This is a genomic window from Kitasatospora cinereorecta, from assembly GCF_024172095.1.
In the GTDB taxonomy this organism is placed as follows: Bacteria; Actinomycetota; Actinomycetes; order Streptomycetales; family Streptomycetaceae; genus Kitasatospora; species Kitasatospora cinereorecta.
Window position 1 is genome coordinate 61,944 of the sequence record NZ_JAMZDX010000001.1, and the last position, 25,557, is coordinate 87,500.

The 25,557-nt window shown below is 75.2% G+C and carries 22 protein-coding genes, 1 tRNA gene, 1 pseudogene and 1 riboswitch (1 of these 25 cut by a window edge); of the genes and pseudogenes, 9 read left to right on the forward strand and 15 right to left on the reverse strand.

Annotated features, from left to right (window positions below; genetic code table 11):
• Positions 1 to 286: 286 nt before the first annotated feature.
• The 5 genes from FHR36_RS00345 to FHR36_RS00365 form a co-directional block, all read right to left on the reverse strand.
• The gene (locus FHR36_RS00345; RefSeq protein WP_253792700.1) at positions 287 to 499 is read right to left on the reverse strand and encodes a hypothetical protein; all 213 of its coding nucleotides are present in this window, start codon (positions 497 to 499) and stop codon (positions 287 to 289) included.
• A gap of 195 nt (positions 500 to 694) precedes the next feature.
• Positions 695 to 889, reverse strand: a complete 195-nt coding sequence (locus FHR36_RS00350) for a hypothetical protein (protein ID WP_253792701.1) — start codon at positions 887 to 889, stop codon at positions 695 to 697.
• A gap of 31 nt (positions 890 to 920) precedes the next feature.
• The gene (locus tag FHR36_RS00355) at positions 921 to 1,487 is read right to left on the reverse strand and encodes a TetR/AcrR family transcriptional regulator (RefSeq protein ID WP_253792702.1); all 567 of its coding nucleotides are present in this window, start codon (positions 1,485 to 1,487) and stop codon (positions 921 to 923) included.
• A complete protein-coding gene (locus tag FHR36_RS00360) occupies positions 1,487 to 2,311 on the reverse strand; it encodes an alpha/beta fold hydrolase (RefSeq protein ID WP_253792703.1) in 825 nt (274 codons plus the stop codon). Before FHR36_RS00360 ends, FHR36_RS00355 begins: the two co-directional genes overlap by 1 nt.
• A 96-nt stretch (positions 2,312 to 2,407) precedes the next feature.
• Entirely contained in the window at positions 2,408 to 2,698 is a 291-nt protein-coding gene (locus FHR36_RS00365) for a YiaA/YiaB family inner membrane protein (protein WP_253792704.1), read from the reverse strand.
• Positions 2,699 to 2,925: 227 nt separating this feature from the next.
• Positions 2,926 to 3,092: riboswitch (cyclic di-AMP (ydaO/yuaA leader) on the forward strand.
• A gap of 10 nt (positions 3,093 to 3,102) precedes the next feature.
• On the opposite strand from FHR36_RS00365, the gene FHR36_RS00370 reads away from it, so the two are divergent.
• Entirely contained in the window at positions 3,103 to 3,948 is an 846-nt protein-coding gene (locus FHR36_RS00370; RefSeq protein WP_253792705.1) for a M23 family metallopeptidase, read from the forward strand.
• A gap of 27 nt (positions 3,949 to 3,975) precedes the next feature.
• Here FHR36_RS00370 and FHR36_RS00375 read toward each other — a convergent pair whose 3' ends face one another.
• On the reverse strand, positions 3,976 to 4,824 hold the full coding sequence (locus tag FHR36_RS00375; protein WP_253792706.1) for a hypothetical protein: 849 nt from the start codon (positions 4,822 to 4,824) through the stop codon (positions 3,976 to 3,978).
• Positions 4,825 to 4,908: 84 nt separating this feature from the next.
• Here FHR36_RS00375 and FHR36_RS00380 point away from each other — a divergent pair, with 84 nt between their 5' ends.
• The 3 genes from FHR36_RS00380 to FHR36_RS00390 all read left to right on the forward strand — a co-directional run bounded on the left by FHR36_RS00380 (position 4,909) and on the right by FHR36_RS00390 (position 7,259).
• The gene (locus FHR36_RS00380) at positions 4,909 to 5,472 is read left to right on the forward strand and encodes a GNAT family N-acetyltransferase (protein WP_253792707.1); all 564 of its coding nucleotides are present in this window, start codon (positions 4,909 to 4,911) and stop codon (positions 5,470 to 5,472) included.
• Positions 5,473 to 5,573: 101 nt separating this feature from the next.
• A complete protein-coding gene (locus FHR36_RS00385; RefSeq protein ID WP_253792708.1) occupies positions 5,574 to 6,329 on the forward strand; it encodes a sensor domain-containing protein in 756 nt (251 codons plus the stop codon).
• Positions 6,330 to 6,419: 90 nt separating this feature from the next.
• A complete protein-coding gene (locus tag FHR36_RS00390) occupies positions 6,420 to 7,259 on the forward strand; it encodes a class I SAM-dependent methyltransferase (RefSeq protein WP_253794818.1) in 840 nt (279 codons plus the stop codon).
• Here FHR36_RS00390 and FHR36_RS00395 read toward each other — a convergent pair.
• The 5 genes from FHR36_RS00395 to lhgO form a co-directional block, all read right to left on the reverse strand.
• Positions 7,205 to 8,230: a hypothetical protein gene (locus FHR36_RS00395; protein ID WP_253792709.1), complete on the reverse strand. Its 1,026-nt coding sequence runs from the start codon at positions 8,228 to 8,230 to the stop codon at positions 7,205 to 7,207. The two genes, FHR36_RS00390 and FHR36_RS00395, sit on opposite strands and share 55 nt — an antisense overlap.
• A 412-nt stretch (positions 8,231 to 8,642) precedes the next feature.
• Positions 8,643 to 8,716: transfer RNA gene (locus tag FHR36_RS00400), tRNA-Met, on the reverse strand.
• A gap of 117 nt (positions 8,717 to 8,833) precedes the next feature.
• On the reverse strand, positions 8,834 to 10,033 hold the full coding sequence (locus tag FHR36_RS00405; RefSeq protein WP_253792710.1) for a PrsW family intramembrane metalloprotease: 1,200 nt from the start codon (positions 10,031 to 10,033) through the stop codon (positions 8,834 to 8,836).
• 510 nt (positions 10,034 to 10,543) lie between these two features.
• A complete protein-coding gene (gene trmB / locus FHR36_RS00410; RefSeq protein ID WP_253792711.1) occupies positions 10,544 to 11,374 on the reverse strand; it encodes a tRNA (guanosine(46)-N7)-methyltransferase TrmB in 831 nt (276 codons plus the stop codon).
• A gap of 110 nt (positions 11,375 to 11,484) precedes the next feature.
• A complete protein-coding gene (gene lhgO, locus FHR36_RS00415) occupies positions 11,485 to 12,720 on the reverse strand; it encodes an L-2-hydroxyglutarate oxidase (protein WP_253792712.1) in 1,236 nt (411 codons plus the stop codon).
• A gap of 104 nt (positions 12,721 to 12,824) precedes the next feature.
• Here lhgO and FHR36_RS00420 point away from each other — a divergent pair, with 104 nt between their 5' ends.
• Positions 12,825 to 13,586, forward strand: a complete 762-nt coding sequence (locus FHR36_RS00420) for a DUF1345 domain-containing protein (RefSeq protein ID WP_253792713.1) — start codon at positions 12,825 to 12,827, stop codon at positions 13,584 to 13,586.
• Between the two features lie 39 nt (positions 13,587 to 13,625).
• Here FHR36_RS00420 and FHR36_RS00425 read toward each other — a convergent pair whose 3' ends face one another.
• Both FHR36_RS00425 and FHR36_RS00430 read right to left on the reverse strand, forming a co-directional pair.
• Positions 13,626 to 15,194: a TROVE domain-containing protein gene (locus FHR36_RS00425; protein WP_253792714.1), complete on the reverse strand. Its 1,569-nt coding sequence runs from the start codon at positions 15,192 to 15,194 to the stop codon at positions 13,626 to 13,628.
• Positions 15,195 to 15,720: 526 nt separating this feature from the next.
• Entirely contained in the window at positions 15,721 to 17,139 is a 1,419-nt protein-coding gene (locus tag FHR36_RS00430) for an NsdA family TPR-like regulatory protein (protein WP_253792715.1), read from the reverse strand.
• A 756-nt stretch (positions 17,140 to 17,895) separates the two neighbouring features.
• Here FHR36_RS00430 and FHR36_RS39115 point away from each other — a divergent pair.
• The 3 genes from FHR36_RS39115 to FHR36_RS00445 all read left to right on the forward strand — a co-directional run bounded on the left by FHR36_RS39115 (position 17,896) and on the right by FHR36_RS00445 (position 21,517).
• Positions 17,896 to 19,989, forward strand: coding sequence for an asparagine synthase-related protein (locus FHR36_RS39115; protein WP_301329665.1), 2,094 nt, complete (start codon positions 17,896 to 17,898; stop codon positions 19,987 to 19,989).
• Between the two features lie 188 nt (positions 19,990 to 20,177).
• Positions 20,178 to 20,708, forward strand: coding sequence for a universal stress protein (locus FHR36_RS00440; protein ID WP_253792716.1), 531 nt, complete (start codon positions 20,178 to 20,180; stop codon positions 20,706 to 20,708).
• A gap of 116 nt (positions 20,709 to 20,824) precedes the next feature.
• On the forward strand, positions 20,825 to 21,517 hold the full coding sequence (locus FHR36_RS00445) for a DsbA family oxidoreductase (protein WP_253792717.1): 693 nt from the start codon (positions 20,825 to 20,827) through the stop codon (positions 21,515 to 21,517).
• Between the two features lie 34 nt (positions 21,518 to 21,551).
• On the opposite strand, the gene FHR36_RS00450 is transcribed toward FHR36_RS00445, so the two are convergent.
• Both FHR36_RS00450 and FHR36_RS00455 read right to left on the reverse strand, forming a co-directional pair.
• Positions 21,552 to 23,594 carry a sigma-70 family RNA polymerase sigma factor gene (locus tag FHR36_RS00450; protein ID WP_253792718.1) on the reverse strand — a complete coding sequence of 681 codons (2,043 nt, stop codon included), beginning with the start codon at positions 23,592 to 23,594 and terminating at the stop codon, positions 21,552 to 21,554.
• Between the two features lie 339 nt (positions 23,595 to 23,933).
• Positions 23,934 to 24,695 carry a TetR/AcrR family transcriptional regulator gene (locus tag FHR36_RS00455; RefSeq protein WP_253794630.1) on the reverse strand — a complete coding sequence of 254 codons (762 nt, stop codon included), beginning with the start codon at positions 24,693 to 24,695 and terminating at the stop codon, positions 23,934 to 23,936.
• On the opposite strand from FHR36_RS00455, the pseudogene FHR36_RS00460 reads away from it, so the two are divergent.
• A pseudogene (locus FHR36_RS00460) lies at positions 24,615 to 25,557 on the forward strand (PP2C family protein-serine/threonine phosphatase) (its annotated part continues 287 nt past the right edge of the window); the annotation flags it as partial. The gene FHR36_RS00455 and the pseudogene FHR36_RS00460 sit on opposite strands and share 81 nt — an antisense overlap.

A 25,557-nucleotide genomic window follows, 5' to 3' on the forward strand; every position in this document is an offset into this window, starting at 1 on the left:
CGTGCCGCGTCTGCGTGCCGCCATCACTGTTGCTGAACATCTTATTTACGTATCGCCCACATGGCTGGTTGCGTGCACGTGGTTCGCGCTCCGTGATCGACGACTTCGGGCCGTCGGCCGGCCCGGGGCACGGAGAGGCGCGGCGGGGCAACGCGTGGCAGCAGGGCTCGGCAGGGCAGGGCAAGGCGGGGCAGGGCATGGCAACGCATGGCGAGGCCCGCAGACCGGCCGTCGGGCGACCCTGGTGTCTGCGGGCCCGGAGGATCCCCCGGAACGGAGGCTTCGGCTACTGGCCGTCCACCTCGCCGTACGGCCGCTGCGGGCGGGCCGGGACCGGGCGCAGCGAGCGCAGGCCGCGCAGCAGCGCGAAGGCGTGCCGGGCCGAGTCGGCGAACCCGGGGGCGTCGGACCGCGGGCCGACGGTGACCGGCTCCTCGGGGCGGCGGGGACCCGGGACCAGGCCGGTCACCGACTCGATCTTCTGCGCCGTCTGCGTCATCGTTCCGTCCTTCGTGCTGCGACCGTCACCGCTGGTGAGCTGACGGGACGTGGGCCTCGGTGGCTCCGTCCCCTATCGGTATGACTACCCGGTCGGCTGACAGTGTGACGCGCGGACGGTGAAGGAACGATATCGGGGGTGATCCGATGACGTACCGGCGTGCACCCCGGGGCGGGGGCGCACGCCGGGGGAGCGTCAGGCGGGGAGGTCCGGCAGCTCGGGGGCGACGGCGGTGGCCTGGTCGAGGCCGAGCGGCAGGTCGGGAGCGGTGATGGCGTCGGTCAGCGGGCCGGTGCCGACCGGCTGGGTGGCGTGGGCGCTGGGGGCGGTCAGGGAGGCCACCACGCCGACGGCGAGGGAGGCAAAGGCGAGCATCGAGCGCTTCTTCATGGCCTGCCCAACGGCCGCCCCGACCCCGAGGTCACGGCCAGGAGCGCAGGCCCTCGACGAGCACCCGGGTCATCCGGTCCAGGGTCACCGCCTGATCCTCCGCCAGCCGGAACGCCCCGCCGGTGGTCAGCGAGGCGAAGCCGTGCGCCATCGCCCGGACCGTGCGGGTGGCGTGGATCGCCTCCGACCCCTCCAGCCCGTAGCCGCTCAGCACCCGCAGCACCACCTCGACCAGCCGGGTCGCCGCCGCCAGCTGCTCGGGGTCGTCCGCCTGCGGGGCCTGCGGCACCGCCGCGTACCGCTCCGGATGCTCGCCCGCGTAGTCCGCGTACGCCGCCATCAGCGCGGCGACGGCCTCATCGGTCGAGCGTCCGAGCACCGCGTCCGAGAGCCGTTCGGCCAGCTCCGCGGTGGCCCGGACGGCGACCAGGCGGCGCAGCTCGGCCAGCCCGCCGGGGACGTGCTTGTAGAGGGACGGGGTGGCGACCTTGGCGCGGGCGGCGACGGCGGCCAGGGTGAGGCCCTGGGCGCCCTGCTCGTCGAGCAGTTCCAGCGCGTGGTCGACCACGGCGGCGGGAGTGAGTCCGGCGCGGGGCATCAGCCGACCTCTGCCAGGAACGGGAGCAGGGCGGCCGCGGTGGCCTCCGGGTAGCCCGCCATGGGGTAGTGCCCGGCGTCCTGGATCATCACCTTCCGGGCCCCCTTCAGCGCCGCGACCTGGCGGTCGGCGACCACCTCGGGCTTCGGGAAGTCGGGGTCCTTGGTGCCCATCAGCACCAGCGCCGGGCACTGGACCGCCGCCGACCAGCCGTCCGGGGCGGAGTTGCCGGTCAGGTAGCCCTTCAGCGCGGCCTTCCGGCCGGGCTCGCGGAGCATCGCGGACAGCTCGGCGCGGTAGGCGTCGAAGTCGGCCGGACGGGCGGTCGGGTAGTAGAACTTCTGCAGCGTCCCCCACAGCCCGGGGAAGGTCGACACGAGCGGCGCGACCGCGCCGAACAGGGCCTTCTGGAAGGCGTTCAGCGGCAGGTTCTCGATGAAGGCGTCGATCAGCACGATGCCGGCGGTCCGCTCGGGAGCGATCCCGGCGACCTTCACCACCGTCGCGCCGGTGTACGAGCTGCCGGCCAGCACGGCGCGCTCGATGCCCAGGTGGTCGAGCAGGGCGATCACGTCGCCGGCGATCGCGGCGGGGGAGTAGTCGGTGAAGCCGGTGGAGGACTCGCCCATCCCGCGCAGGTCCGTGGTGATCACCCGGCGGCCGGCCGCGGTGAGCAGCGGGACCAGGTGCCGGTAGGTGCTCCGCAGGTCCAGCATGCCCGGGACGAGGACCACCGGGACGCCCTCGCCGGTGACGGTGTCGTCGAAGGCGATCCGGCCGCCGGGGACGTCGAAGTGGCGGGTGGTGGTGGTCGTGGAGCTCATCGCGGGCCTCCTGGCTGCGTTGGCGTCGGCCTCATGCCGTTAGCCATAAAGCTAAGGCTAATAGCCTTAGCCGTCAAGGGCCGGCGGCGGACCGGTTCACATCCCCTCCACCTTGAACGGGTCGTGCTCGGCGAGCAGCTTGTCCAGCCGGGCCTGGTCCACCCGGCTGGTGAGCTCGCCCGCCTCCTGGCGGTCGCGGACCACCTTGGCGAGGGTGAACGCCGAGGTGATCTCGTACAGCAGGCCCACCGCCAGGAAGGCGCGCATCCAGGCGCTCACCGGCAGGTAGGCGATGCCAAGCCCGAGCGCGGCGGTGGCGAGGGCGAAGGAGATGACGGCCTGGACGTAGTACGCAGCCGTGGTCCGGTTCTGCATCGATGCGGTCATGCCGCGAGCGTCTCCGACTCCGTCGCGCGACACATGAGTACGGATACTCAACCGCTCGTCACGGTGCGTTGCGGCGGTACTCGGGGTCATCTGGCCAACCGTCACAAATCGCCCATAAGTCCGCAGGAGGAATCCACTGTCTCTCTCGAGACGCTTGGAATCAGGGGATGCATGGGATTAACGTTTGATAACGCAGCGCGGTCGGCAACGCCGTACCCACACGGCACCGTGCGCTCTCGCCTAATCCACCGGGCGCGCCCCTCGCGGGCGGGCCCAGGAGCCGGGGAACCACCGTTCCACCGGGGTGAATCGGCCAGGCTCCAGAGCCGGGCCGTAGGAGACCTTCCACCTCCGAACCCGTCAGCTAACCCGGTCGGCGACAGGGAAGGAAGGAGCACGCCCCCGTGGCGTCGACCCACTCGGCAGAGAGCACCGGAGCAGCCACCCAGCTGCTGGACCACCCCGCGGAGCAGGACGCGGCCCGCCACCGGCTGCCCCGCCAGTCCAGGGGCGGCAGCCCGCTGCTCGGGGTGACCGCGATGACCGCCGCGCTCGGCGCGACCGGCTTCGCCGCCTCCACCGCCGCCCAGGCGGCCCAGCCGCCGGCCGCCCCGACCGCCCAGGTCCCCGCCGTCTCCGCGCCCGACCTCGCCACCCCTGACGAGGCGTCCGCCAGCGGACACGCCGCCGACCCCGGCCTCGCCCTCGCCGCCCGGATCCAGCAGCAGGCCGACGGTCGCAGCACCGCCGAGGACGAGCACGCCCGACTCGCCGCCGCCCAGGAGGCCGAGGCCAAGCGCGCCGCCGCCCGGGCCGCCACCGCGGACCAGGGCCGGACCACCGACGCCCACGGCGCCACCGCCACCCTGCCGGTCACCGACTATCGGCTCACCACCCGGTTCGCGCAGGCCGGCACCCACTGGGCCCACCTGCACACCGGCCTCGACTTCGCCGCCCGCACCGGCACCCCGGTCACCGCCATCGGCGAGGGCACCGTCACCGCCGCCGGCTGGACCGGCCCCTACGGCTACCGGGTCATCCAGACCCTCCCCGACGGCACCGAGCTCTGGTACTGCCACCTCGCCCGCATCACCACCCCCGCGGGCCCGGTGCGCCCCGGCACCGTCCTCGGCACCGTCGGCGCCACCGGCAGCGTCACCGGCCCCCGGCTCCACCTCGAGGTCCGCCCCGCCGGCGGCGCGCCGGTCGACCCCCTCGCCTGGCTCCACGCCCAGGGCCTGAACCCCTGACCCCTGCGGGGCCGCCCGCCCCGCTTCTCAGTCCTCCCGCTCGGCGAGGTACGCCTCCACGTCCCCGGTCCCCGGCTCGGGCGCCAGGTCCGGGTACTCGGCCACCAGCAGCTCCGGCAGCCCCGGCACCGTCCACTCGCCGCACAGCCGCAGCGCCTCGTCCGCCACCGCCGCCTCGAACCCGTCGAAGTCCCCCGCCAGCTCCTCCGGCATCGGCAGTCCTCGCGCGGTCAGCTCGGCCAGGTTCCGGTAGCTGCGCTGCATCAGCCCCTGTTCGACCAGCCGCCGCGCCCCGTCGGTCGCCATCCCCACCAGCAGGACGCGGTCGCGGCCCCACCCGCCGTCCGGCTCCAGGCCCGCCACGGCGTCGTACGCCGCCAGCCGCTCCTCGGTCCCGAGCTCCCGGAAGCCGTCCAGCCAGCCCCGGACCGCGGCCGGATCATCCGTGTCCACGCCGTCCGCCCACAGCAGCAGCGCGTACAGCCGCGGCCAGGTCACCAGATCGGCCCGACGCAGCAGCCCGCACAGCACCTCGCCCTGCCACTCGGCCTCCTCGTGCAGCCGCTCCCAGCGCTTCGCGTTCAGCCGCCGCACGGCCCGCTGATGGTCGATCAGCAGCCGCACCGCCACCCCGTACCACTCCGGCTCCACCGTCGGCTGCACGTACAGGAAGAGCCGTTCGTACAGCAGCTGCTCCAACGCCCCGGAGGTGAGTTCCGGGTAGCCGTCGTGCAGCCGGGCACCGCCCAGTTCGAGCAGGGCGAGCACGGCCCGCAGCGCCTCCTCCGGCACCGGGTCGTGGCCCTGTTCGATCCCCCATGCGAGCAGCTCGGCGGTTCGGGTACGCGGGCTGAGCTGCAGGTCTTCGTCGTTCACGCACGTACCGTAACCGGTTCGCGCCGCCCGCTGCCGCTCCGCTCGCCGCCGGTCCTCCCACCTGCGGCGGTAGGGTCGGGCCGCATGGAGCTCGTACGGCTGACCGGTCCTCGCCTCACCCTCCGTGAATACCGCCACACGCCGGAGGAGGTGGAGGCGCTGCACGCGGTCTTCGGCGACCCGGTGGCGGCCCGCTACCTGCCGTTCGAACCGCGCGACGCGGACGAGTGCGCCGACCAGATCGCGTACTACCTGGAGGAGGCGGAGCGGGAGCCGCGCACCTACTACCGGCTCGCCGTGGTTCGCACCACCGACGGCGAGGACGGGACACCGATCGGCCAGGCCGCCTTCACCCGGGACGGGGAGACCGCCGCCTTCGTCGGCTACGCGCTGCGCCGGGACGTCTGGGGCCGGGGGTACGCGGGGGAGATCACCGCGCTGCTCTGCGAGTTCGGCTTCGGGAAGCTCGGACTGCACCGGCTGGAGGCCCGGATCGATCCGGACAACACCGCCTCCGCCCGGGTGGTGACCCGGGCCGGCTTCGAGCTGGAGGGACGGATCCGGCACGAGCTGCAGGTCGGCGGCGAGTGGCGGGACTCGCTGCAGTACTCGCTGCTCGAACCGGAGTGGCGGGCCGCCGAGGGCTGAACCGGGCCTGCGCACCCGTACGGGGGTGGGGACAACCCCACCCCGAAGTCGGCAGCAGGCGTCATTCCGCCGCCCCCGGCCGGTCCGGCACCTTGGACACCGTGAGCAGTCACGAGACCGAGGGGACCGAGATGACCGAGATGACCGCCAGCACGCTGCACTCCGCGCACTCCGCCGACACCTTCCACACCCGTCCGCCCGCCGCCCGGCGCCCGTCCTTCTGGCTGGCGCCCTTCGCCCCGGCCACCTACCGCGAGATCGGGTACACCCTCACCTCGCTGCCGACGGCCGTGTTCGGGTTCTCGGTGATGATCACCCTCTTCTGCACCGGCGCCGGCCTGACGGTCACCGTCCTCGGCCTGCCCGTGCTGGCCCTGATGCTCACCACCGCCCGCGGCCTCGGCGCCTTCGAACGCGGGCGGGCCCGCACCCTGCTCGACACCGACGTCCCCGGACCCCGTCCCGTCAGCCCCACCCGCACCGGCATCTGGGGCGCCATCACCGCCCGCCTCGCCGACGCCGCCGGCTGGAAGGCCGCGCTCTACCAGGTGATCATGTTCCCCTGGGCGGTGCTGTCCTTCTGCCTCTCCGTCACGTTCCTGCTGACCGGCTGGGTGTACGCGCTCTACCCGCTCTACCACTGGGTGTTCGCCCGCTTCACCCCCTGGCCCGGGTACCGAGTCTTCGACTACACCGACAGCTCCGGCGTCCAGCACGACTACTACATCACCAGGCCCTGGCAGATCACGGGCATCTCCCTGGTCGGACTGATCCTCGTCTTCCTCACTCCTCAGATCGTCCGCGGCCTCACCAACGTCCACCGCCTCGCCATCCGCGGCCTGCTCTCCACCCGCTGACCCGACCCTCCCCCGCCGCTCCCGGCAGCGTGCGGGCCCTGACCACCCGTGATCCGATGGAGGCGTCCCGCGAGCCGCCCGAGGAGCGCGATGAGCCACCCGCCGACGCTGATCACGTCCCGCCCGCTGGACGAGTACTGCCGCCTCTTCGGTCTCACCCGCAGCAGCCTCGGGACCCTCCCGGGCCCGGTCCTCGACTGCCCGGGCGGCGCCGCAGGGCTGGTCGCCGAAGCCCGCGCCCTCGGCTGCCAGGTGATCGCCGCCGACCCGCTGTACGCCCTGCCCGCCCCCGACCGCACCGCCCTCGCCCGCGCCGGCCGGGCCGCCATCGCCACCGCCGCCGGTACCGACCCCGGGCGCTACCTCCCGGGGGGCCACGCCCACCGCCCGGAGAAGTACCTCCGCAGCTGGGACCGCGCCCACCGCCTGTTCGCCGCCGACTCCGCCGCCCACCCGGACCGCTACATCGCCGCCGCGCTGCCCCGGCTCCCCTTCGCCGAAGGTACGTTCGCGCTGACCCTCAGCTCCTACCTGCTGTTCGCCTACCCGGAGCTGTTCGCCGCCGACGACCAGCTCGCCGCCCTGCTCGAACTCGTCCGGGTCACCGCCCCGGAGGGCGAGGTGCGCGTCCACCCCCTGTACGACGGCAGCGGCCGCCGCTGCCCCCACCTGCCGGAGCTCCGCGCCACCCTGGGGGCCCACCGGATCTCCACCGAGATACGCCGGGTCGCCCCGTCCGACCGCGCCGGGCGCCCCCACCGCATCCTGATCCTCCGCGCCGTCAACCGCCGCAGCAGCCGGCTCCGCACCCCGGCCGGCATCCATCTGACCACCGCGCAGCCCACCCGCCGTACGGACGCCCGGGCCCTCGGTCCTCAGCCCTCGACCCGCGCCGTCGGCACGTCCACGGCCGACGCCCCGACGCCTTGAGCCCCGCCGCCTGGCGTCCCCGCGCCCGGACCCCCCGGCTGCCGGCCCCCCGCCTCCGGCAGCCGCTTCAGGACCTCCTCCGCCACCACCCGCCGCCGCGAGTACGGCGGCACGGTCCGGCTGTTGCGCAGCTTGTACGCGACGGCGTCCCGCAGCGTGGCCCGGTCGGTGTCGGTCATCCCGGGAGCCGTGGCGAGTTCGCGGGCGGCGAGCAGTGCCTGCAGCAGCTCGAACGGCGACAGGTGCCGGTCGATGGCCTTGACGATCAGATCCAGGTGACGCGGATCGGGTGCGCCCTGCATCAGCGCCAGCGCCTGGACCCGCAGCCCTTCGACCCCCGTATCGAACAGCTCCCGCACCTGCTCCGGCCGGAACCCGAGCGAGCCGGCTGAGATCACCGTCTGGGCGACCGAGTCGGCCAGGGTCTGCCGGTCCGCCGAGGACAGGGCCCGCGCCAGCAGCAGCCGGGTGAGCAGCCAGCCCGCCACGAAGCCCAGCACCGTGAAGTACACCGCCAGCGCGGCGGCGAAGCCGGCCGCTCCCGCCCGCCCGCCGGGGCCGCCGACCGGATCGCCGCCGACCACGGGCGCCAGCCAGTCGCCGAGTTCCCGCAGACGCCTGGGCAGGGTGCCGATCTGGGTGAGACCGGCGCCGAGCAGGATCTTGGTCAGCCAGTCGGAGACCTGTTCGAGGTTGGTGTTGGGCGCGTAACTGGCGGTCGAGGTGGCGCCCTGGTCGGCGGGGTGCGCGGCCGCCCCACTGGTCAGCAGCCGCGGGATGCCGAACAGGAAGCCGAGCAGTCCACCCGCCACGGTGAAGGTCGCGGCGACCACCAGTCCGCCGCCGAGCGATGCCGCCCAGTGCGGGCTCGCGGCCGCGTACAGGACCAGTCCGAGCAGCCCGGCCCCCACCACTGCGCCCAGCCCGAGCTTCACCGCCGGGGCGGGTTCACCACCGCGTTCCAGTTCCACCGACTGCCTCCCCCTGCCATCGTGGTCGGCGTCGACTGTACCGATGGTCCGCAGCGTCCACTGTCCGCCCGCGTTCCGGGCGCGGACATGCAGACGGCCCGTGGGCTGCTTCCTCGTGCCGGACCCGGATCGGGTCGGCGACCGAGGCACCGGGGATGTACCGGTGAGCTCACGGGCCGGGTGACTGCTTGGATTTTCGCCTCCGCCGGAGACCTTGACGGCCTCTCCCCGCGCAGGCAGGGGCGGCTCTAGCGAGCAGCCACCTCACGCATCCTGATGGAACTCAACTCAGGATCACCTCCTTTCAGTGTGCCGCCACCATAGGCAGGCCATCCGTCCGGAGGCAACGGATTTATCGGTCGGAAAAGGCCGAAGGCCCGGAGGCGAGCCTCCGGGCCTTCGTGCTACTGAGTAGCGGGGACAGGATTTGAACCTGCGACCTCTGGGTTATGAGCCCAGCGAGCTACCGAGCTGCTCCACCCCGCGTCGGTGAACCCAACACTACGTGAGTCTCGCCTGGAAGGGAAATCCATATCCGATTCGGCCCCGGATCAGCCCCAGAGCGAGTCGCCGGACGGTCCTCCGGCAGGGCATCCGCCCTGGTCAGCCGTGCCCCGTGACGGACCGGGGGGACTGTCGGCCGCGCCGGGTCTGGGCCCAGACCGAAAAGCAGACCAGCACCGCGAAGGCGGGGACCATCAGCAGTCCGTACACCAGCAGGAAGCCGTCGGTGCCGAGTCCGGCGGCCGCGTTCCAGGTGCCGTGCAGGGCCATCGCCAGCAGAAGTCCGACGGGTGCGGCGAACCGGGCCAGCCAGCGGCGGCCGGTGGTGAGCGATATGGCGATGCCGAGTCCGGTCAGAGCTGTGAACAGTGGGTGTGCGAAGGGGGAGAGCAGGCCGCGCAGGACGAAGGTGTGCACCGTCCCGTCGAAGTCGCGCAGGCTGGGGGCCTGGCCGAGGCCGATCGAGTCCAGCCGGGCCTGCTGGTCGGCGGTGAAGGCGCGGCCGAGGTAGAGGGCGTTCTCGGTGAACGCGAACCCGCTCGCGGTGACCCCGCCGAGCACCGTACCGGCGGCCAGGGTGCGCGGGCTGGACCTCGCCCGCTGCCGACCGCGCGGCGCCGGCCGGAAGTACGGCTGCGGCCGGACCCGGGACCGTACCGGCCGTCCCTCGCCGCGTCCCCGGGATCCCCGTCGCAGCCAGGGCAGCCGCCCGGTCAGCCGGACCCGCCCGACCAGACCGGTCCCACCAGGACCAGTGGTCCGGGCAGCCCGGCTTACCCGACCCGGGCGGCCGGCCCGCGCCGGGGCGTCGCCGTCGCCGCCCGCCGACGGCCCCGGCCGGTCGTCGGCGGTCCGGTTGACCATCCCGCAGGGCCGGTCGCCGCGGCAGCGCAGCCGCAGCTGCCGCCGGAAGGGCAGCAGCAGCATCAGCAGGGCGCACGCCTTGGCGGTCTCCTCGATCAGTGGCGTGGCGAACTCGGCGCCCAGCGTCTCGCCGCGGGCGCTGCCCTGGTGGGCGATGAGGAAGTCGCTGGCCCAGCCGTTCGCCATGATCGCCACCGTGGTGGCGGCGCAGGCGCCCCACGCCAGGCAGAAGAGTGTGTGCCGGAGCGGTACCCGGGCGGTCTGGTTCAGCCAGGCCAGCGAGCCGAGGACGAAGGGCAGCGGGAGCAGGGCGAGGCCCATGCCGACCAGCAGGCCGACCGTGCCGGTCTGCCGCTGCACCAGGTGCAGGATCAGCACCCCGCAGCCCGCCAGTGCGAACGCCGCCAGCGCGGAGGAGAGCGCGGGCCGCCGCATCGAGGCGACCCGTCGACCCAAGCGACCCAAGCGGGCCAGCCGCCCCGAGCCCAGCCGCTCCGAGGTCAGCAGCCCCGAGCCCGGCCGCCCGGAATCACGCCGCCCGGAATCCGGGCGGTCCGAGCCCCGTCGGCCCGCGGCGCCGAGACGGCGCCCCAGCGGCCCCGGACGGGACCGGCCGTGCGGTGGGCGGCCCGAGTCGGTGGGCGGGTGCTCGGGCAGCAGTCGAGGAGCGCGGCGCGCCCGAGGCCCCGGGATGGTGCGGGTGCCGGTGGGGAGCGCCGTCGCTTCCGCCGCGGTTGCAGCGGGCCCAGCAGGCGCCCCGATGGGTGCGCTGCCGCCGTACGGGCTGCTCACCCGCAGAAGCGTAGGCGACGCACCCGGTTCCGGGGGAGGCCTCGCGACAGTACGCACCCGGAGGGGTGCTCAGCGTGATAATGCGCCCTCCGCGTCGGGCACCCGCCGGGCCGGGCGGCGGATCCGCCGCCCGGTGCTTCCCGGTGCGGGGGCTCAGCGGCGGCGGAACAGCAGGTCGTGCACCACGTGGCCCTTGGCCAGGCCGGCCCGCTCGAACTTGGTCATCGGACGCCAGTCGGGCCGCGGCGCGTACCCGGGGACGCTGCCCGCCGGGTGCTCGGACGGCTCCAGCCAGTGCGAACCGTCACCCTCGGGGTGGAGGTTCTCCAGCTCCGGGCGGCCCGCCAGGACCTCGGCCATCTGCTCGGCGTACGGCTCCCAGTCGGTCGCGCAGTGCACCAGCGCGCCCGGCGCCAGCCGGGGCAGCACCAGGTCGAGGAAGGAGTCCTGGATCAGGCGGCGCTTGTGGTGCTTGGGCTTCGGCCACGGGTCCGGGAAGTACACCCGCAGGCCGGCGAGCGAGGCGTCGGCCAGCATGTCGCGGAGCAGGATGATCGCGTCGCCGGCGGCGAGGCGGACGTTCTCCGAGCCGTCCCGCTCCAGGAACTGCAGCAGGTTGCCGTGGCCGGGGGTGTGCACGTCGGCGGCGAGGATGCCCATGGCCGGGTCGGCGGCGGCCATCGAGGCCGTGGTGTCGCCCATGCCGAAGCCGATCTCCAGCGTCACCGGCAGACCGCCGAACAGCTGCGGGAGGTCGAGCGGGGTGCCGTCGATCGCCAGGCCGTACCGCTCCCAGCTCCGGTCGAGCGCACCGGCCTGGGCCTTGGTCATCCGGCCGCGGCGCGGCTGGAAGGTGCGGATGCGGCGCTCGCGGTGCTGTTCCTCGGTGGCCTTGTGCGGGTACATCGGCGCGGGGAACGCCGCCGGGGCGGCGGAGAGCCGGGCGGACGGGGGCAGCTGGGAGGACGGGGCAGAGGCAGTCACAATCGCACCAGTCTACGGGCGCCCCCGGGACGCCGGACCGGCGCGTGACGCATTCCTCACCACCACCGCCGAGCCCCCACGCAGAGCCGGCCCAGCCTCAACCACCCGCGTCAGCCGCCCGCCTCCAGGGCGGCCAGCGTCCGGCGGGCCACCTCGCGTCCGATGCCGAGCGAGGCGGTGGCCGCCGGTGAGGGCGCGTTCAGCACGTGCACCACCCGCCGGGCGGACCCGGGGTCGGCCGGGTCGAACCCGGCGAAGGCGAAGTCGTCCAGCAGCGAGCCGTCGGCCGCCACCGCCTGCGCCCGCACGCCCGCGCCGGCCGGCACCAGGTCGGCCTCGCCGACGGCGGGCAGCAGTCGGCGGACCGCCGCCGTGAACGCCCGCTTGGACAGCGAGCGGTGCAGCTCGCCGACCTCGTACCGCCAGTGCCGTCGGGCGATCTGCCAGGTACCCGGGAAGCGGACCGTCTCCGCCAGGTCGCGCAGCCGGACGGTCCGCCAGTCGTAGCCCTCGCGGGCCAGTGCCGGGACGGCGTTCGGGCCGACGTGGACGTCGCCGTGGATGCCCCGGGTCAGGTGGACGCCGAGGAAGGGGAAGGCCGGGTCGGGGACGGGGTAGACCAGTCCGCGGACCAGGTCCCGCCGGTGCTCGGCCAGTTCGTAGTACTCGCCGCGGAAGGGGACGATCCGCACGCCCGGGTCGTCCCCGGCCAGCCGGGCGATCCGGTCGCTGTGCAGCCCGGCGCAGTTGACCAGGACCCCGCAGCGCAGCTCGGCCAGCGTGGTGCGGACGATCACGCCGTCCGGCCGGCGGACGATCTCGCGGACCTCGTTCCCGGTGCGCAGCGAGGCGCCCTTCTCCTCGGCCAGCGCCGCGTAGCGCCGCGCCACCGCAGGGAAGTCGCAGATGCCGGTGGTGGCAACGTGCAGCCCGGCCACGCCGGCCACCTGCGGCTCGTACGTGCGGATCCCGGCCGGGTCCAGCTCGGTGACCGGGATGCCGTTGGCCCGCCCGCGCTCGGCGAGCGCCCGCAGCCGCGGCAGTTCCTCGACGGCGGTGGCGACGATCAGCTTGCCGGTCACCTCGTGCGCGATGCCGTGCTCCCGGCAGAACTCCACCATCTCGGCGGCCCCGCCGGTGGCGTACCGGGCCTTGAGCGAGCCGGGACGGTAGTAGATGCCGCTGTGGATCACACCGCTGTTGCGGCCGGTCTGGTGGGCGGCGAAGTCGAGCTCCTTCTCCAGCACCGCCACGCTCAGGTCCGGGCGGGAGCGGGTCAGCGCGTACGCCGTCGAGAGTCCGACGATCCCGCCGCCGACCACCACCACATCGAAGTCGTACGCCACCCCAACCCCCTTCGCCCGCCGCGGGAACCGGTCCCCGGTCGATGCTGTCACGCGGGCCCATGTCGGGCGACCGCCTTCGGGAGATGGGCCGGACAATGTCCGCCATGGACGAGGACGAGAAGCCGCTGCGGGACGTCGACGCGCTGCACCGGCGGTTGGACCGGATCGAGGCCCTGCTGGAGCCGAGGGCGGTCGCCCCCGCCCCGGAGCCGGCGTGGAAGCAGCCCACCGAGGGGGAGGAGCGCTGGGCGGTGACGACGGCGATCCTGGTCGCCATCGCCCTCCAGCTGTACCTGCCGCACCGGTTGACCCTCCAGCCGCACTGGCTGCTGCCGGCGCTCGAACTGGCCCTGCTGGCGGCGCTGTACGCCGCCCACCCGCACCGCCGGCTGGACCGCACCTCACCGCTGCTGCGGACGCTCAGCCTTGGGCTGGTCGCGGCGATGAGCCTGGCCAACGGCTGGTCGGCGGCGAAGCTGGTCCACGAGCTGCTGACCGTGGGCGGCTCGTCCGACCCGCTCGGCCTGCTCGGCACCGCGGGCGCGGTGTGGGCGACCAACGTGATCGCCTTCGCGCTCTGGTACTGGGAGTGGGACCGCGGCGGGCCGGCCGCCCGCGCACTGGGGCGCAAGGACTATCCCGACTTCCTGTTCCCGCAGATGCAGCAGCCCGGGACCGCCCCCGACAACTGGGCGCCCTACTTCGTGGACTACCTCTACCTGGCGTTCACCAACGCGACCGCCTTCAGCCCGACCGACACCATGCCGCTGACCGCCTGGACCAAGCGCCTGATGCTGCTTCAGGCGTCGATCTCGATGGTCACCGTGCTGCTGGTGGTCGCCCGGGCGGTCAACGTGCTCCAGTGACCACCCGGACGGCCGCCCCGGTCAGCGGCCCGGCCCCGGTCAGCGGTTCAGCCACGGCCAGTCGGCGTCACGGCCGGCCTCCAGCAGCGGCACCAGCCGGAACGCCGCGTCGCCGAGGCCGCCGAAGGTGTGCCGGTTCGCCGCACCGGACGGTCCGTGGCCCGGCCGGTAGCCCGCCAGGTTCCAGGTGTAGACCGGGACCTGCGCGGGGACCGCGCCGAGCGGATCACCGTAGTTCGCCTGCTCGTCGGTGACGATGACCACCCGGTCGTGCCCGCGGTAGTGGGTGCGGACGGCCGCCGCCGTGTCGGTGCCGCCGAGGCTGCCGAAGCGCTCCAGCACCTTGAGCACCGACTCGCCGCGCCCGAGCGCGACCGTCGCGCTGGAGGTGCCGAACTGGACCAGGTCGGCCTCGGCCGCCCGCAGCGCCAGCGCGGTACCGAAGATCGCCGCCGAATCGGCCCGGTTGAGCTGGGTCTGCGCGCTCGGCCGGTCGAACATCGAGCCCGAGCGGTCGACCAGCACCAGTGTCCGGCCGGGCAGCGCCGGTACGTTGGCCAGCGAGTGCCCGAGTGCCTTCTCCAGCGCGTACGCCCACCGCAGCGAGGGCGCGTGCCGGTAGGCGGCCAGGTAGCGGAACGGGAACTGCTTGGAGCGGCGCACCTCGTCCGGGGCGCAGATCCGCCGGGCGACCTGCTCGGCCACCTCGTCGGACACGCCCGCCTGATCGAAGTTGCGCAGGTTGCGGACCAGGGCCATCGACCCCATGAAGGGGATGATCGCCTCCCAGACGGCCGCGTCCAGCGGGCCCTGCAGCCAGCCGGCCAGTGCCTCCCAGGTGAACCCCGCCTCGGCCAGCCGCTCCGCGCCGCCCGGGCCGGTCACCACGGCCCGCCGTTGCTCCACCGGCAGCGCCAGCAGCGCCCGGTGGGCGCCGAGCAGCGCGTCACCGGCCGGCGGCACCGCCTCGTCCGGGCGGTGGCGGCGGTCCAGCGCGTAGCGGAACAGCTCGCCCTGCCACGGCTTCTCCGGGTGCGGCGCCGGGTGGGTCAGCTCCAGCACGTCACCGAAGCGGTACCCCTTGGACGCGGTGTCGTACTTGAGCAGCGCACGGCCGTTGTAGAGCCGGCGCGCCGCGTCCGCGACGCCGCGCTTGACCGGCTTCGGCAGGGCGCGACCGTAGCGGGAGGTCCAGTACGCGAGCAGCTCGCCCGGCTCGTCCGGGCGGTGCAGCACCGCGTCGACCGCCTGGCGCGAGTGGCCGGAGGCCCCGGCGTCCAGCCGCGCCCGGGTGAACTCGGCGGCGCCGACCAGCGCGGCGGTGCGCAGGAAGGCCTCGCCGCGCAGCCAGCGCAGCAGGCCGAGGGTCCACTCCGGATCCTCGACGGCCAACTGCCGGACCAGCGCGGTGAACCGGTCGTCCCGGTCGCCGCCGCGCTCGTAGAAGGTGTCCTGCCCGACCAGGTTGGTCACCGCGAGCAGGAAGAGTTCGGACTTCTCGTCCCGGAGGAATCCCGTGCCGCCCTGGTGGTTCACGGTGCGCTGCCCGGTCGTGGTCACGGGCGAGGCCGGAGCGGCCTTGGCGCGGCGGGTGTTGAAGCGAGACATGGGAATTCCCCCTGGAAAAGCGGGGGAGGCATGGCGAAGGAGGGCGCGCCCGAGATCGGGTCGGCCCCGGCGAGCCGACTGGCGGCGGAGGTCGCGTACATCCGCTTCACCGCGTCACGAGGACGCTCCACGAAGAAACCCCCACCCACGCACCGGGCGCTCCCGGCGCAATGCCTCCCGAGATCGGAGCGGTGGCGGTCTGTTGTCCTGCCCGCGGATTTGAACCGCAGCCCCCTGCTGAGGGAGCCTTACCGAAGTAACCGCCGCCTGCGCACCGGGAGGTGCAAAAGCTGGTGTCCAGAGAACCGAAGCGGCTGAGGTGACATTAGCTGCTCTACCGAATTGAGCTACACCGGCCGGAAGCCGGTGACGGGACTCGAACCCGCAACCCGCCCATTAACAGTGGAAGTAACCTCTGCCTGCGCACCTGGACGAGGACGACATTAACGACCGCGTCCTCGCCCGCGCACCCGAATTAAGCCGAGCACCGAGTTAAGCCGAGCCCCGGATTGCGCCGAGCTCCGCGTTACGCCGAGCCTGCCAGCACCAGCCGGGCCCGCTCGGTCAGCTCCTTCACCCGCCGCTCGTCCGAGTAGGGCTCCAGCCGCCGCAGCAACTCCACCACGTACTCCCGGCTGCGGTGCGAGGAGATCCGCCCGGCCACCTCGACCGCGCGCTCGCCCGCCGCGACCGCCGCGTCCAGGTCGCCGGCCTCCGCCTCGGCCATCGCCGAGACCACCAGCCGCAGCCCGTGCGAGCGGACGAACCCCTCGGTCGGCCGGGCCAGCGCCTCCCGGGTGAACTGCCGCACCTTCGAGGGCACTCCGAGGTCGCGGAAGCACTCGGCCGCGTCCGCCGCCAGCCGGTCGTAGGCGTAGAAGTCGATCCAGGACGGGTCCGCGTCGCCGGGGCGGGCCCGGTCCAGCGCCGCCTCCGCCGCCGCCAGCGCCGTCCCGCAGGCCGCGGCGTTGCCGGCCTTGGCCTGCGCCCGCGCCTCCACCAGGTGGAAGAAGCTCATCGTCCGGGCCGTCGCCAGGCCCCGGTTGCGCTCCAGCGCCGCCTGGGCCAGGTCCACCGCCTCCTCCGGGAAGGACCGGTACGAGGCCTGGAGGCTCATCGACGCCAGCACGTAGCCGCCCAGCGGGACGTCGCCGGCGGCCCGGGCCAGGCGCAGCGCCTGGATGTAGTACCGCTGCGCCGCCTCGTGCTGCCCGGTGTCGAAGGCCATCCAGCCGGCCAGCCGGGTCAGTTCGGCGGTCGCGCCGAACAGCGCCCGGCCCACCGCGTCGCTGTACGAGGCGAGCAGCAGCGGCGCCGCCTCCACCCGCAGGCACTCCGGCACCATCGAGGAACGCCAGTCGCCGCCGCCGTACTTGGAGTCCCAGCGCCGAGCCTCCTGGGCCGCCTCGCGCAGTTTCGCCGCGTCCGAGTGGCCGACCCGGTAGCCGGCCAGGTCGGGCACCGCCTCCCGGGCCACCGAACCGTCCGCGGGCGTGATCAGCCACCGCGACACCGGGGTGGCGTACGCCGAGACCGAGAACGTCCCGGCCAGGCTGTCGCTCCACCGGCCGCCGCCGGGGCCGCGCCGCAGGTCCAGATCGACCCGCCACAGCTCGGTCGCCGAACGGACCGCCTCCGGCACCTCGCGCGGGAACTCCAGCCCCAGCTCCGGGGTCGGATGCGAGTCGGCCAGGCCGATCTCCTCCAACGGCACCGGCCGGCCCAGCTTGTTGCCCAGCGCGGTCGCGATCAGGTGCGGCACCGGGCGCTGGGGGACCATGCCCTTGGTGACCCAGCGGGCCACCGACGTCTTGTCGTAGCGGAGCGTCAGACCGCGCTGGGCGCCCAGGTCGTTGACCCTGCGGGCCAGGCCGGCATTGCTGATCTGGGCGAGCGAGAGGAGGGCACCGAGCCGGTCGTTCGGCCCTCGTGAGCTGACGGTCATGGTGGCGGTGGCACCCCCTGGCGACGTCGTGCGCGGACGGCAGCGAGCGCGGACGGCAGGCGCACGCCACCGGGCTGCTGCACCTAGCGTAGTCGTCCGCGTTCCGACGGTTAAGAGCCCGCATTCCGGATGGCGGGATCGCGCGCCCGCACGGCCGGTCGTCGACCGGCGCCGGGGCGGACGAACACGCCCCCCGGTCCGCTTCCCGGACGGCCGTGCTCCGGTCCCGTGCCCACGTGCGCCACCCGTGCTCCCTGGTTCCAACGGCAGGTGGGCGATTCGCTGGAGCCTGTGGATCGGCCCGCCGTCGAGGACCCGGCGGGCCGGGGGAAACGCTGCCTCGATCCCCGCGGGCAGCGACGGGTCCGGGAGGGCATGCGGATGCCCTCCCGGGCTTTGCGACGCCTTTCGGCCATCCGGCGCTCCGTCCACGCGCCGGATCCGGGCCGCGCGTCGCAGCGGGACGGGCCGGGCCGAGGAGGGGGTGGCCCGGACCGCCGCCGCACTGGCGCGAGCGCGCCACTGCCCGCTGGCAGCGACCCGCCACGATCCCGTCTCCCACCTGAACTCCCGCCCGAACGCCGGGCCGCACCCGTCCTCCCGCCGCTCCGCCGCGTGCGCCGTCGCCGCGCCCCCGACACCGACCCGCGCAACCGGGGTCACCACCCGCCCCACCGGTGGCACGATGTCTCCTGACGGCGCGCCAACCCCGTCCGCAGGCACGGCGCGCCCGGTCCCTCGGCAGGCGGAGGCGCGATGCGGTGGCTCACCGGCTGGAGCGGCCTGACCGCCGCCGACCCGGCCCTCGCCGCGGTCCGCCCGCTCGCCGCCACGGCCCTCTGGTCCGGCCCCGACCCGCTCTGGGCGGTCGGCGACTGGCGACCCGACGAGATCCGCCTCGCCGTCCTCCGCCCCGGCGGGCCCGCCACCGTCACCGCCGGACTCGCCGCCCCCGACCCCACCGACCGCGACACCCCCGCCACCCTGCGCCTCGCCGTCCTCGGCCGCTGCGGCGCCTCCGACCGCGAGATCGCCGCCGGACTCGCCGCGGCCCGTGGCGGCGCCGTCCGCCACCTCACCCACTGGCCCGGCAGCTACACCGTCGTGCTGCGCACCGGCACCCGCTCCACCGTGCTGCTCACCGACCTGGCCGGCGCCCTCCCCGTCTTCCACACCCCCTTCGCTGGCGGCACCGCCTACGCCACCTCCGCCCTCCCACTCGCCGACCTGATCGGCGCACCCGTCGACCCCGAGTACCTCGCCGCCCACCTGGCCGCCCCCGAAGCGCCCGAGGCGCACGGCACCCGCACCCCGTACGCGGGCGTCCACCGCGCCCCGCCCGGCCACGCGCTCGGCATCCGGGCCGGCCGCCCGTACCTCTCCGGCTACGAACCCGAACCGGGCCCCGAGCGGCGCGAGGAGCCCCCCGCCGTGCGCGAACTGACCCGGGCTCTGCTGGAGGCCGTCCGCTGCCGGGTCCGCACCGTCCCGCCCGCCGACGGCGAACGCCCCCGGCTCGGCGTCGACCTCTCGTACGGCACCGGCTCCGCCACCGTCGCCCTGCTCGCCGCCGCCGTCCCGATCGGCAGCGGACCCGGCAACCGCGCCGGCGCCGCCGCTCCCCCGGCACCCCGCAGCGGCGCGGTCAAGGGCTCCTGGGCCCGGCGCACCGCCGCGGAACCCGCCGAACCCGACCTCCTCACCGCTGTCACCCTCGGCGAACAGCGCGGATTCGCCCTCGCCGTCGACGTCCCCCGGCTGCGCCACATCGTGCTGCCCGCCGCCCTCCCGTACACCGACCTGACCGCCGACCCGCTCGCCGGACCGCTCACCGACGAACCCGGCACCGCCCTCCTCGCCGCCGACCGCTTCGGCGCCGCCCACCGCGCCGGCGGCAGCGACCACCTCACCGGCTACGGCGCCCGCCAGGTCCTCGACGGCCACCCCGCCCGGCTCGCCGACCTGATCCGCACCGGCCGCGCCCTCGAACTCCTCGCCCCGGTCGCCGCCCTGGCCGGCGCCGACCGCGCCACCGCCGGCGCGCTCACCGGCACCGTCCGCACCCCCGTCACCGTGCTCCGCGCCGCCCGTCGGCTCGCCCGCAGCCGCTATGCCGAGGCGCTCGACGACCTCGCCGTCCAGCTGACCGTCCGCCACCCCGTCCCCGACCCCGCCACCGCCGGAGTCGGCGCCGCCGCCGACCTCGCCTGGCACGTCCCCGGCCCCGCCGCCCGCCTGCTCTCCGACGAGGCCCTCGCCGGCGTCGCCCAACGCCTGCGCACCGCCGCCCGCGGCCCCGCCCCCGCCGAACACCCCGGCGCCCGCCGCGCCCGCCTCGCCCTCCACCGGCACGCCGCCGACTACCGCACCCTCGTCCACGCCACCGAACAGCACGGCCAGCGCCTGCACGCGCCCTTCCTGGACAACCTGGTCGTCCGGGCCGCCCGCCTGCTCCCCGACGACGTCCGCCTCCAACCCGGCGCCCGGCACGCCCTGCTGCGCACCGTCCTCGCCGGCGCCGGCCGCGCCGACCTCCCCGCCGACTGGGGCCGCGGCCCCCGCCCCGACCGCCTCGCCCCCGCCCGCGCGGGCCTGCGACTCGCCGCCGACACCCTCACCGAACTCTTCCGCCGCCCCCTGCTCGCCGACGCCGGCCTGATCGACACCCCCGCCGTCCAGCGCACCCTCACCCTCGCCACCGACCCCGCCCACCCCCTGCCCCCGGCCACCCTCACCGCCCTCGCCGAGCTCATCGCCACCGAACTCTGGCTCCGCCGCACCGCCGCCCGCCGCCACGGCTCCTCCTGGACCAACCTCCCCCCGCCCCACCACCCGGCCCTGTCCCGCTAGCCATTTCCTTTCTTTCCAGGGGCTCGGGGAACCGCGAGGCCGACCCCGGGGTCGGCCTTACCCGCAGAGTGCGCCCACCCCGGGGCGGGCGTCGCAGTTCCCCGAGCCGCTGGAGGAGGCCTCCCGGCGCCGTCGGAGAGCGGCGCGCCACCGCCGGCCGGCCGATCGCAGCGACCATCATGGCGACCGTGAGAGAACCGTTCCCTGTCCAGGGCGAGCCGCCCGCCGGCCGCCCCGGGGTGCTGGCCGCGTGCGACGGATCCGACGCCTCGCTCTGGGCCCTCGACCGGGCGATGTCCGAGGCGGAGCTGTTCCGCCTGCCGCTGTACGTCGTCGCGGTGGTGAACCCGTCCCCCACCGGCTACCCGCCGGGGATGGCCGAGCTGGTGCAGGAGAGCGTCGAGCGCCTGACCGGCAGCATGGCCGACGGCCTGCGCCGCGCCGTGACCACCGTCCAGTCCGCCCGCGAACGCCCGTACGCCGGCGAGCTGACCCTGCACGTCCTGCTCGGCAACGTGATCGAGGTGCTGCTGCGCTGCGCCACCGGCCAGCACACGCTGGTGGTCGGCACCCGGGGCAACGGCGGCTTCGGCCGACTGCTGCTCGGTTCGGTGAGCACCGCGGCGGTGCACCACTCGACCTGCCCGGTCCTGGTGGTCCCGGCCCCGCCGGCCACCGTGCCGGACGCCGCGCCCGTCGCCGTCCCGATGGCCACCTGAGGGGCGGCCCGGGGAATCCTCCGCGGTGGTTGACTGTTCACCTACCCGGAAACCTCCGGAAATCCCCGGAACCACCGGAAACGTCCGGTTCACAGCCCCACTGGAGTCCCCGCGTCATGAAGGTCGAGATCTACTCCGACATCGCCTGCCCCTGGTGCTACCTCGGCAAGCGCCGCTTCGAACAGGCGCTGGAGCGCTTCGAGGGCCGGGACGGCGTCGAGGTGGTCTACCGCCCGTACCAGCTGGTGCCGGACGCCCCGGAGCAGGCCCGCCCCCACCGCGAGTGGCTGGCCGAGCGCTACGGCCCCCAGTCGGTCGCGATGGACGCGCGGATCGCCGACCTCGGCCGGGCCGAGGGCATCGCGTACGACTTCGACGCCGCCGTCGAGGTCAACACGCTGCTCGCCCACCGCCTGCTGCACCTCGCGCTGACCGAGTACGGCCCTGCGGTCCAGGGCGCCCTCAAGGAGCGGCTGCTCCGGGCGCACTTCAGCGAGGGCGTCGACGTGGGCGACCGCGGCGCCCTGACCGAGCTGGCGGCCGCCGTCGGCGTGGACCGCGACCGGGCGGCGGCCTACCTGGCCGGCGACGAGGGCACCGCCGAGGTCCGGGCCGAGCTGGCGGCCGGCCGCGAGCTGGGGATCAGCGCCGTGCCGACGTTCGTCTTCGAGGGCCGCTGGGCCGTCCAGGGCGGCCAGGAGGCGGACACCTTCCTCACCGTCCTCCGCCAGGTCGCCGCCGAGACCGGTACGGACGTTCCCGCGGCCACCGCCGCCGAGGCCTGCACCGACGACGCCTGCGCCGTCTGACGGACGGACGGCAGCCTGGGAGGCGCGGCGCGACTCAGCAGCTGAGCCGCGCCGCCGCCCAGTCCGCGACGTCGATCAACCCCAGGCCGCCCGCCGCCGGGCGGACCACCAGCCGGATCGAGTGCTGCCCGGCCAGCGAGGCGTGCACCGGCACCGGCCGGTCCCCGGCGCGGACCCGCCCCGAGCTCCACAGCGTCTCGCCGTCGTCGCCCTGCACGCTGAACACCACCTGACCGATCCGCACCGTCAGGTCGTCCAACCCGGCCACCGCATCGAACGACGTGCACGACCGGTTGAGGTCGATCCGCACCGTGGACGGCACCTGCACCGCCAGCGCGTGCCGGTAGTACGTGCCGCGCATCCACAGCCCGCTGCGCTGCACGACGTGGCCGCGCCCCCGGATGGTCGGGGTCCGTCGGCCGTGCCGCTGCCCGTCGCCGCCCCCGTCGTCCTCACCGCCCCCGGCGAACGGCAGCTCGTCCAGCCAGAACGGGCTCGGCACGTCCACCACCGGCGGCTCCGGCGGGGTGACGGTCGGCGTCGGCACCGGCGGCGCCGGCGCGCTCGGTGTCGGGACCGGCGGCCGGGTCGTCGGGGTCGCCGACGGCGTCGGGGTACGGGTCGGCGCGGGCACCGCCCGCGGCACCACCCGCGGCGGAGCGGGGCTCGGCGACGGCGTCGTGCTCGGCTCCGGGGACGGCGCGGCCGAGGGTGGCGGCGGGGAGGGCGGGGACGACGGCGGGTCGGCCGGTGCCGAGGACGCCGGTGGAGCGGCCACCGGCGCCGGATCCGGCGAACCGGTCAGCGCGTACGCCGCCACCGCCGCCACGGCCACCGCCACACCCGCCGCGATCCCGGCCTTGGCGACAGCACCCATGCCCTGGCCCGCGACCGCGGCCGCCGACGACCCCGAGCCGCCCGCACCACCGGCACCCGCTCCCGCTCCCGCAGCCGTTCCCGCACTCGCGCCCGCACCGCCGGCCACCGCGCCACCGACCACCGCACCGGCCCCCACCGCCGCCGCGGCGGCCGTGAAGTACCCGGCCCCGACCCAGAGCAGCACCCCGCCGGGCAGGACCGCCCGCAGACTGTGGTTGATGTCGACCAGCTCCAGGTACGCCGCCGTGCAGCGGTCGCACTCCTGGATGTGCCGGCCGACCTCCGTCGAGGCCCGCTTGCGCAGCGAACCGCGGGCGTACGCGCCCAGCCGGTTGGCGTACGCCGCGCAGCCGGACTCCTGGCTGCCGGAGATGTGCGCCTGGAGGAAGGCAGCGGCCAGCCGGTCCCGCGCCCGGTGCGCCTGGACGGCCGTGGCGTTCGCCGTCTTGCCCAGCAGCACCGCGACGGTCTTCGGCGACTCCCGCTCGACCTCGGTGTGCCAGAGCACCATCCGGTCGTCCTCGGGCAGTTCGGCGTACGCCTGCATCACCATCCGCTGGTCGGCCAGCGCCAGCGCCCAGGCGTCCGCGCCCGGGTCGGCCAGGTCGTACTCCACCGTGGCGGCCGAGGTCTGCGCGAAGGCGGCGAAGTCGTCGACCAGTTGCTCGCGCCGGTCGCTGCGCCCCCAGGCCGCCGCCACGTTGCGCACCGCGGTCAGCAGGTACGCGCGGACCGCGAACTCCGGCCCCTTGCCCGCCTTCAGCGCCTGCAACGTGCGGGCGAACACCTCGCCCGCCAGGTCCTCGGCGGTGAAGCTGTCCCGGCAGCAGGTCCGCGCGTAGCGGCGGACCGCGTCGGCGTGCCGACGGTAGATCTCCTCGTACGCGGTGTCGTCGCCGTCCCGGACCCGGGCGGTCAACTCGGCGTCGGAGGGCGGGCGCTCACCGTCCACCGGATCGGCGGGGGCGGGCACCACGACCCGCGCCGCGGTCGGCTCGTTCCGTCGCGCGGCCACGAACGCCTCCGGTGTCACTCCGCCCTGCCCGGCCGCGGCCTGGCCGGGCACCCGGCCGCTCAGCGACTCCCGGGCCGGACTTCCGGCCTGGTCGGGGACCTGGCCGAGCGCGTCGAGCCCCGGCCGGTGCTCGCCGGAGCGGTGCTCGCCCGCCCCCGGGTCGCCCTGCTCCTCGGCGCTCACCGCTGGGCTCCGCGCACCGGGCCGTCCGCCATCGGGCGGCCGGACCGGCCGACGGCGGGAATGGCACGCAACGGGACAATGGCTCCAACCACGGGCAAAGAATGGCATAGCGCGAAGGCCATCGGTAACCGGACCGGCCGCGGCCCACTCTTCCGGGCAGCCCTCGCCGGGGTGTTCGCCTGCCGGCCCGTCGACTGCCCGGGCGCGCCGGACTCCTGACCGGGCGCCACCGGTCCGCCCGCGAACCACCGCAAGCCGTCGATGCCTTCGCGGTCACCCGCCCTCGCGATCACCGCCTCCGCGGTCGGCCGTCCCGCCCCGCCCCGACCGCGGCCGCCGTCAGGCCGCGCGCAGCCCCTGCAGCAGGATCTCCAGCAGCCGGCCGCCCGGCGCGGTCTCCGCCCGACCGCCCACCGCCCGCGCCGCCGTGGCGTGCACCGGGACGGCCGCGGTGAGCACCAGCACCACGTCCGAGGCGCTCACACCGGGCCGCAGCTCACCCGCTGCACCCGCCCGCGCGACCAGCGCCGCCAGCAGGTGCAGCAGCAGCCGCGGATCGGCGGCCTGCTCCGGGGAGTCCTCCGCCGTGGGCATCGCACCGGGCACCGCGCCCGGCGCCGCGACCGTCGAGGCGTCCGCCACCGCGGTCCCGGGGACGGCGAACGCCCGCTGCTCGGCACTGCGCTGCTCCGGCACCCGGGCGATGTCCTCGGCGTACCGGAACGCCTCCGGCGGCAGCAGCCGTCCCGCGCCCGAGGCGGCCGCCCGCGCCAGGAAGCCCGACAGCGCCTCCCAGGGGCCGCCCACGGAGCCGTACAGCGACTCCCGGGCCTGGGCGGTCAGCCAGGTGACCTCCTCGGCCGCGATCCGCTGGACCAGCACCTCCTTGCTCGGGAAGCGCCGGTACACGGTGCCCACGCCGACTCCGGCGCGGCGGGCGACCTCCTCCATCGGGGCGCCGTAGCCGAGCTCGCCGAACACCTCGCGGGCGGCCCGCAGCACGCTCTCCAGGTTGCGCCGGGCGTCCACCCGCAGCCGGGAGTTGGCGCCGCGCCCCGCACCCCGGTCGGCCTCGACCGGCCCGCCCTCCTCGACCCCCACGAGCTCGAGCGGCTCAACGACCTGCGCGACGTCCTCCGCCGCCTCCCCGCCCCCGTCGCCGTCACCTACGGCCCGCACCACCAGGTCGGCTACGCCAACCGCGCCTACCGCACGCTCTTCGGCCCCCGCAGCAACGGACTGCCCGCCGCCGAGTCCCTGCCCGAACTCGGCACGCTCGGCGTCCTGCCCCTGCTCGACCAGGTGATCCGCAGCGGCCGCACCCGCAGCGTGAAGGCCCGGTGCATCGTCGGCCTCGGCGGCAACCGGTACTACAACATCTCCTGCGTCCCGCTCGGCGTCGACGAACCGGACGGCCCGGCCGGAGCACCCGCCGCCGCCCCGGCCGCCCAGGGCGCACCCCTCGGCGTCCTGATCTTCGCCGCCGAGGTCACCGACCAGGTCCAGGCCGCCGCCCGCCTCCGCGAGGCCGAACGCCGCCAGCGCGAAGCCGCCGTCACCCTCCAGCGCAGCCTCCTCCCGCAGAAACTCGAACAGCCCGCCGACCTGCGGGTGGCCGCCACCTACCAGCCCGGCGGAGCCGACGCCGCGGTCGGCGGCGACTGGTACGACGTCATCGGCATCGACGGCGGCCGCACCGCCCTGGTGATCGGCGACGTCATGGGCCGCGGCCTGCGCGCCGCCGCCGTGATGGGTCAGCTCCGCACCGCCGTCCGCGCCTACGCCCGGATCGACCTCCCACCCGACCGGGTGATGGGACTGCTGGACGGCCTCGCCATGGAGATCGACGCCAACCAGATCGCCACCTGCGCCTACGCCGTCTGGGACCCGACCGCCCTCTCCCTCACCTACGCCTCCGCCGGCCACCTCCCCCTCCTCCTCCGCTGCCCCGACGGCACCGTCC

Excerpts from the sequence above, each read along its gene's own strand:
- FHR36_RS00345 (WP_253792700.1), bottom strand. The coding sequence starts at position 499 with ATGACGCAGACGGCGCAGAAGATCGAGTCGGTGACCGGCCTGGTCCCG.
- FHR36_RS00350 (WP_253792701.1), bottom strand. The coding sequence starts at position 889 with ATGAAGAAGCGCTCGATGCTCGCCTTTGCCTCCCTCGCCGTCGGCGTG.
- FHR36_RS00355 (WP_253792702.1), bottom strand. The coding sequence starts at position 1,487 with ATGCCCCGCGCCGGACTCACTCCCGCCGCCGTGGTCGACCACGCGCTG.
- FHR36_RS00360 (WP_253792703.1), bottom strand. The coding sequence starts at position 2,311 with ATGAGCTCCACGACCACCACCACCCGCCACTTCGACGTCCCCGGCGGC.
- FHR36_RS00365 (WP_253792704.1), bottom strand. The coding sequence starts at position 2,698 with ATGACCGCATCGATGCAGAACCGGACCACGGCTGCGTACTACGTCCAG.
- FHR36_RS00380 (WP_253792707.1), top strand. The coding sequence starts at position 4,909 with ATGGAGCTCGTACGGCTGACCGGTCCTCGCCTCACCCTCCGTGAATAC.
- FHR36_RS00390 (WP_253794818.1), top strand. The coding sequence starts at position 6,420 with ATGAGCCACCCGCCGACGCTGATCACGTCCCGCCCGCTGGACGAGTAC.
- FHR36_RS00405 (WP_253792710.1), bottom strand. The coding sequence starts at position 10,033 with ATGCGGCGGCCCGCGCTCTCCTCCGCGCTGGCGGCGTTCGCACTGGCG.
- FHR36_RS00420 (WP_253792713.1), top strand. The coding sequence starts at position 12,825 with ATGGACGAGGACGAGAAGCCGCTGCGGGACGTCGACGCGCTGCACCGG.
- FHR36_RS00425 (WP_253792714.1), bottom strand. The coding sequence starts at position 15,194 with ATGTCTCGCTTCAACACCCGCCGCGCCAAGGCCGCTCCGGCCTCGCCC.
- FHR36_RS00430 (WP_253792715.1), bottom strand. The coding sequence starts at position 17,139 with ATGACCGTCAGCTCACGAGGGCCGAACGACCGGCTCGGTGCCCTCCTC.
- FHR36_RS39115 (WP_301329665.1), top strand. The coding sequence starts at position 17,896 with ATGCGGTGGCTCACCGGCTGGAGCGGCCTGACCGCCGCCGACCCGGCC.
- FHR36_RS00445 (WP_253792717.1), top strand. The coding sequence starts at position 20,825 with ATGAAGGTCGAGATCTACTCCGACATCGCCTGCCCCTGGTGCTACCTC.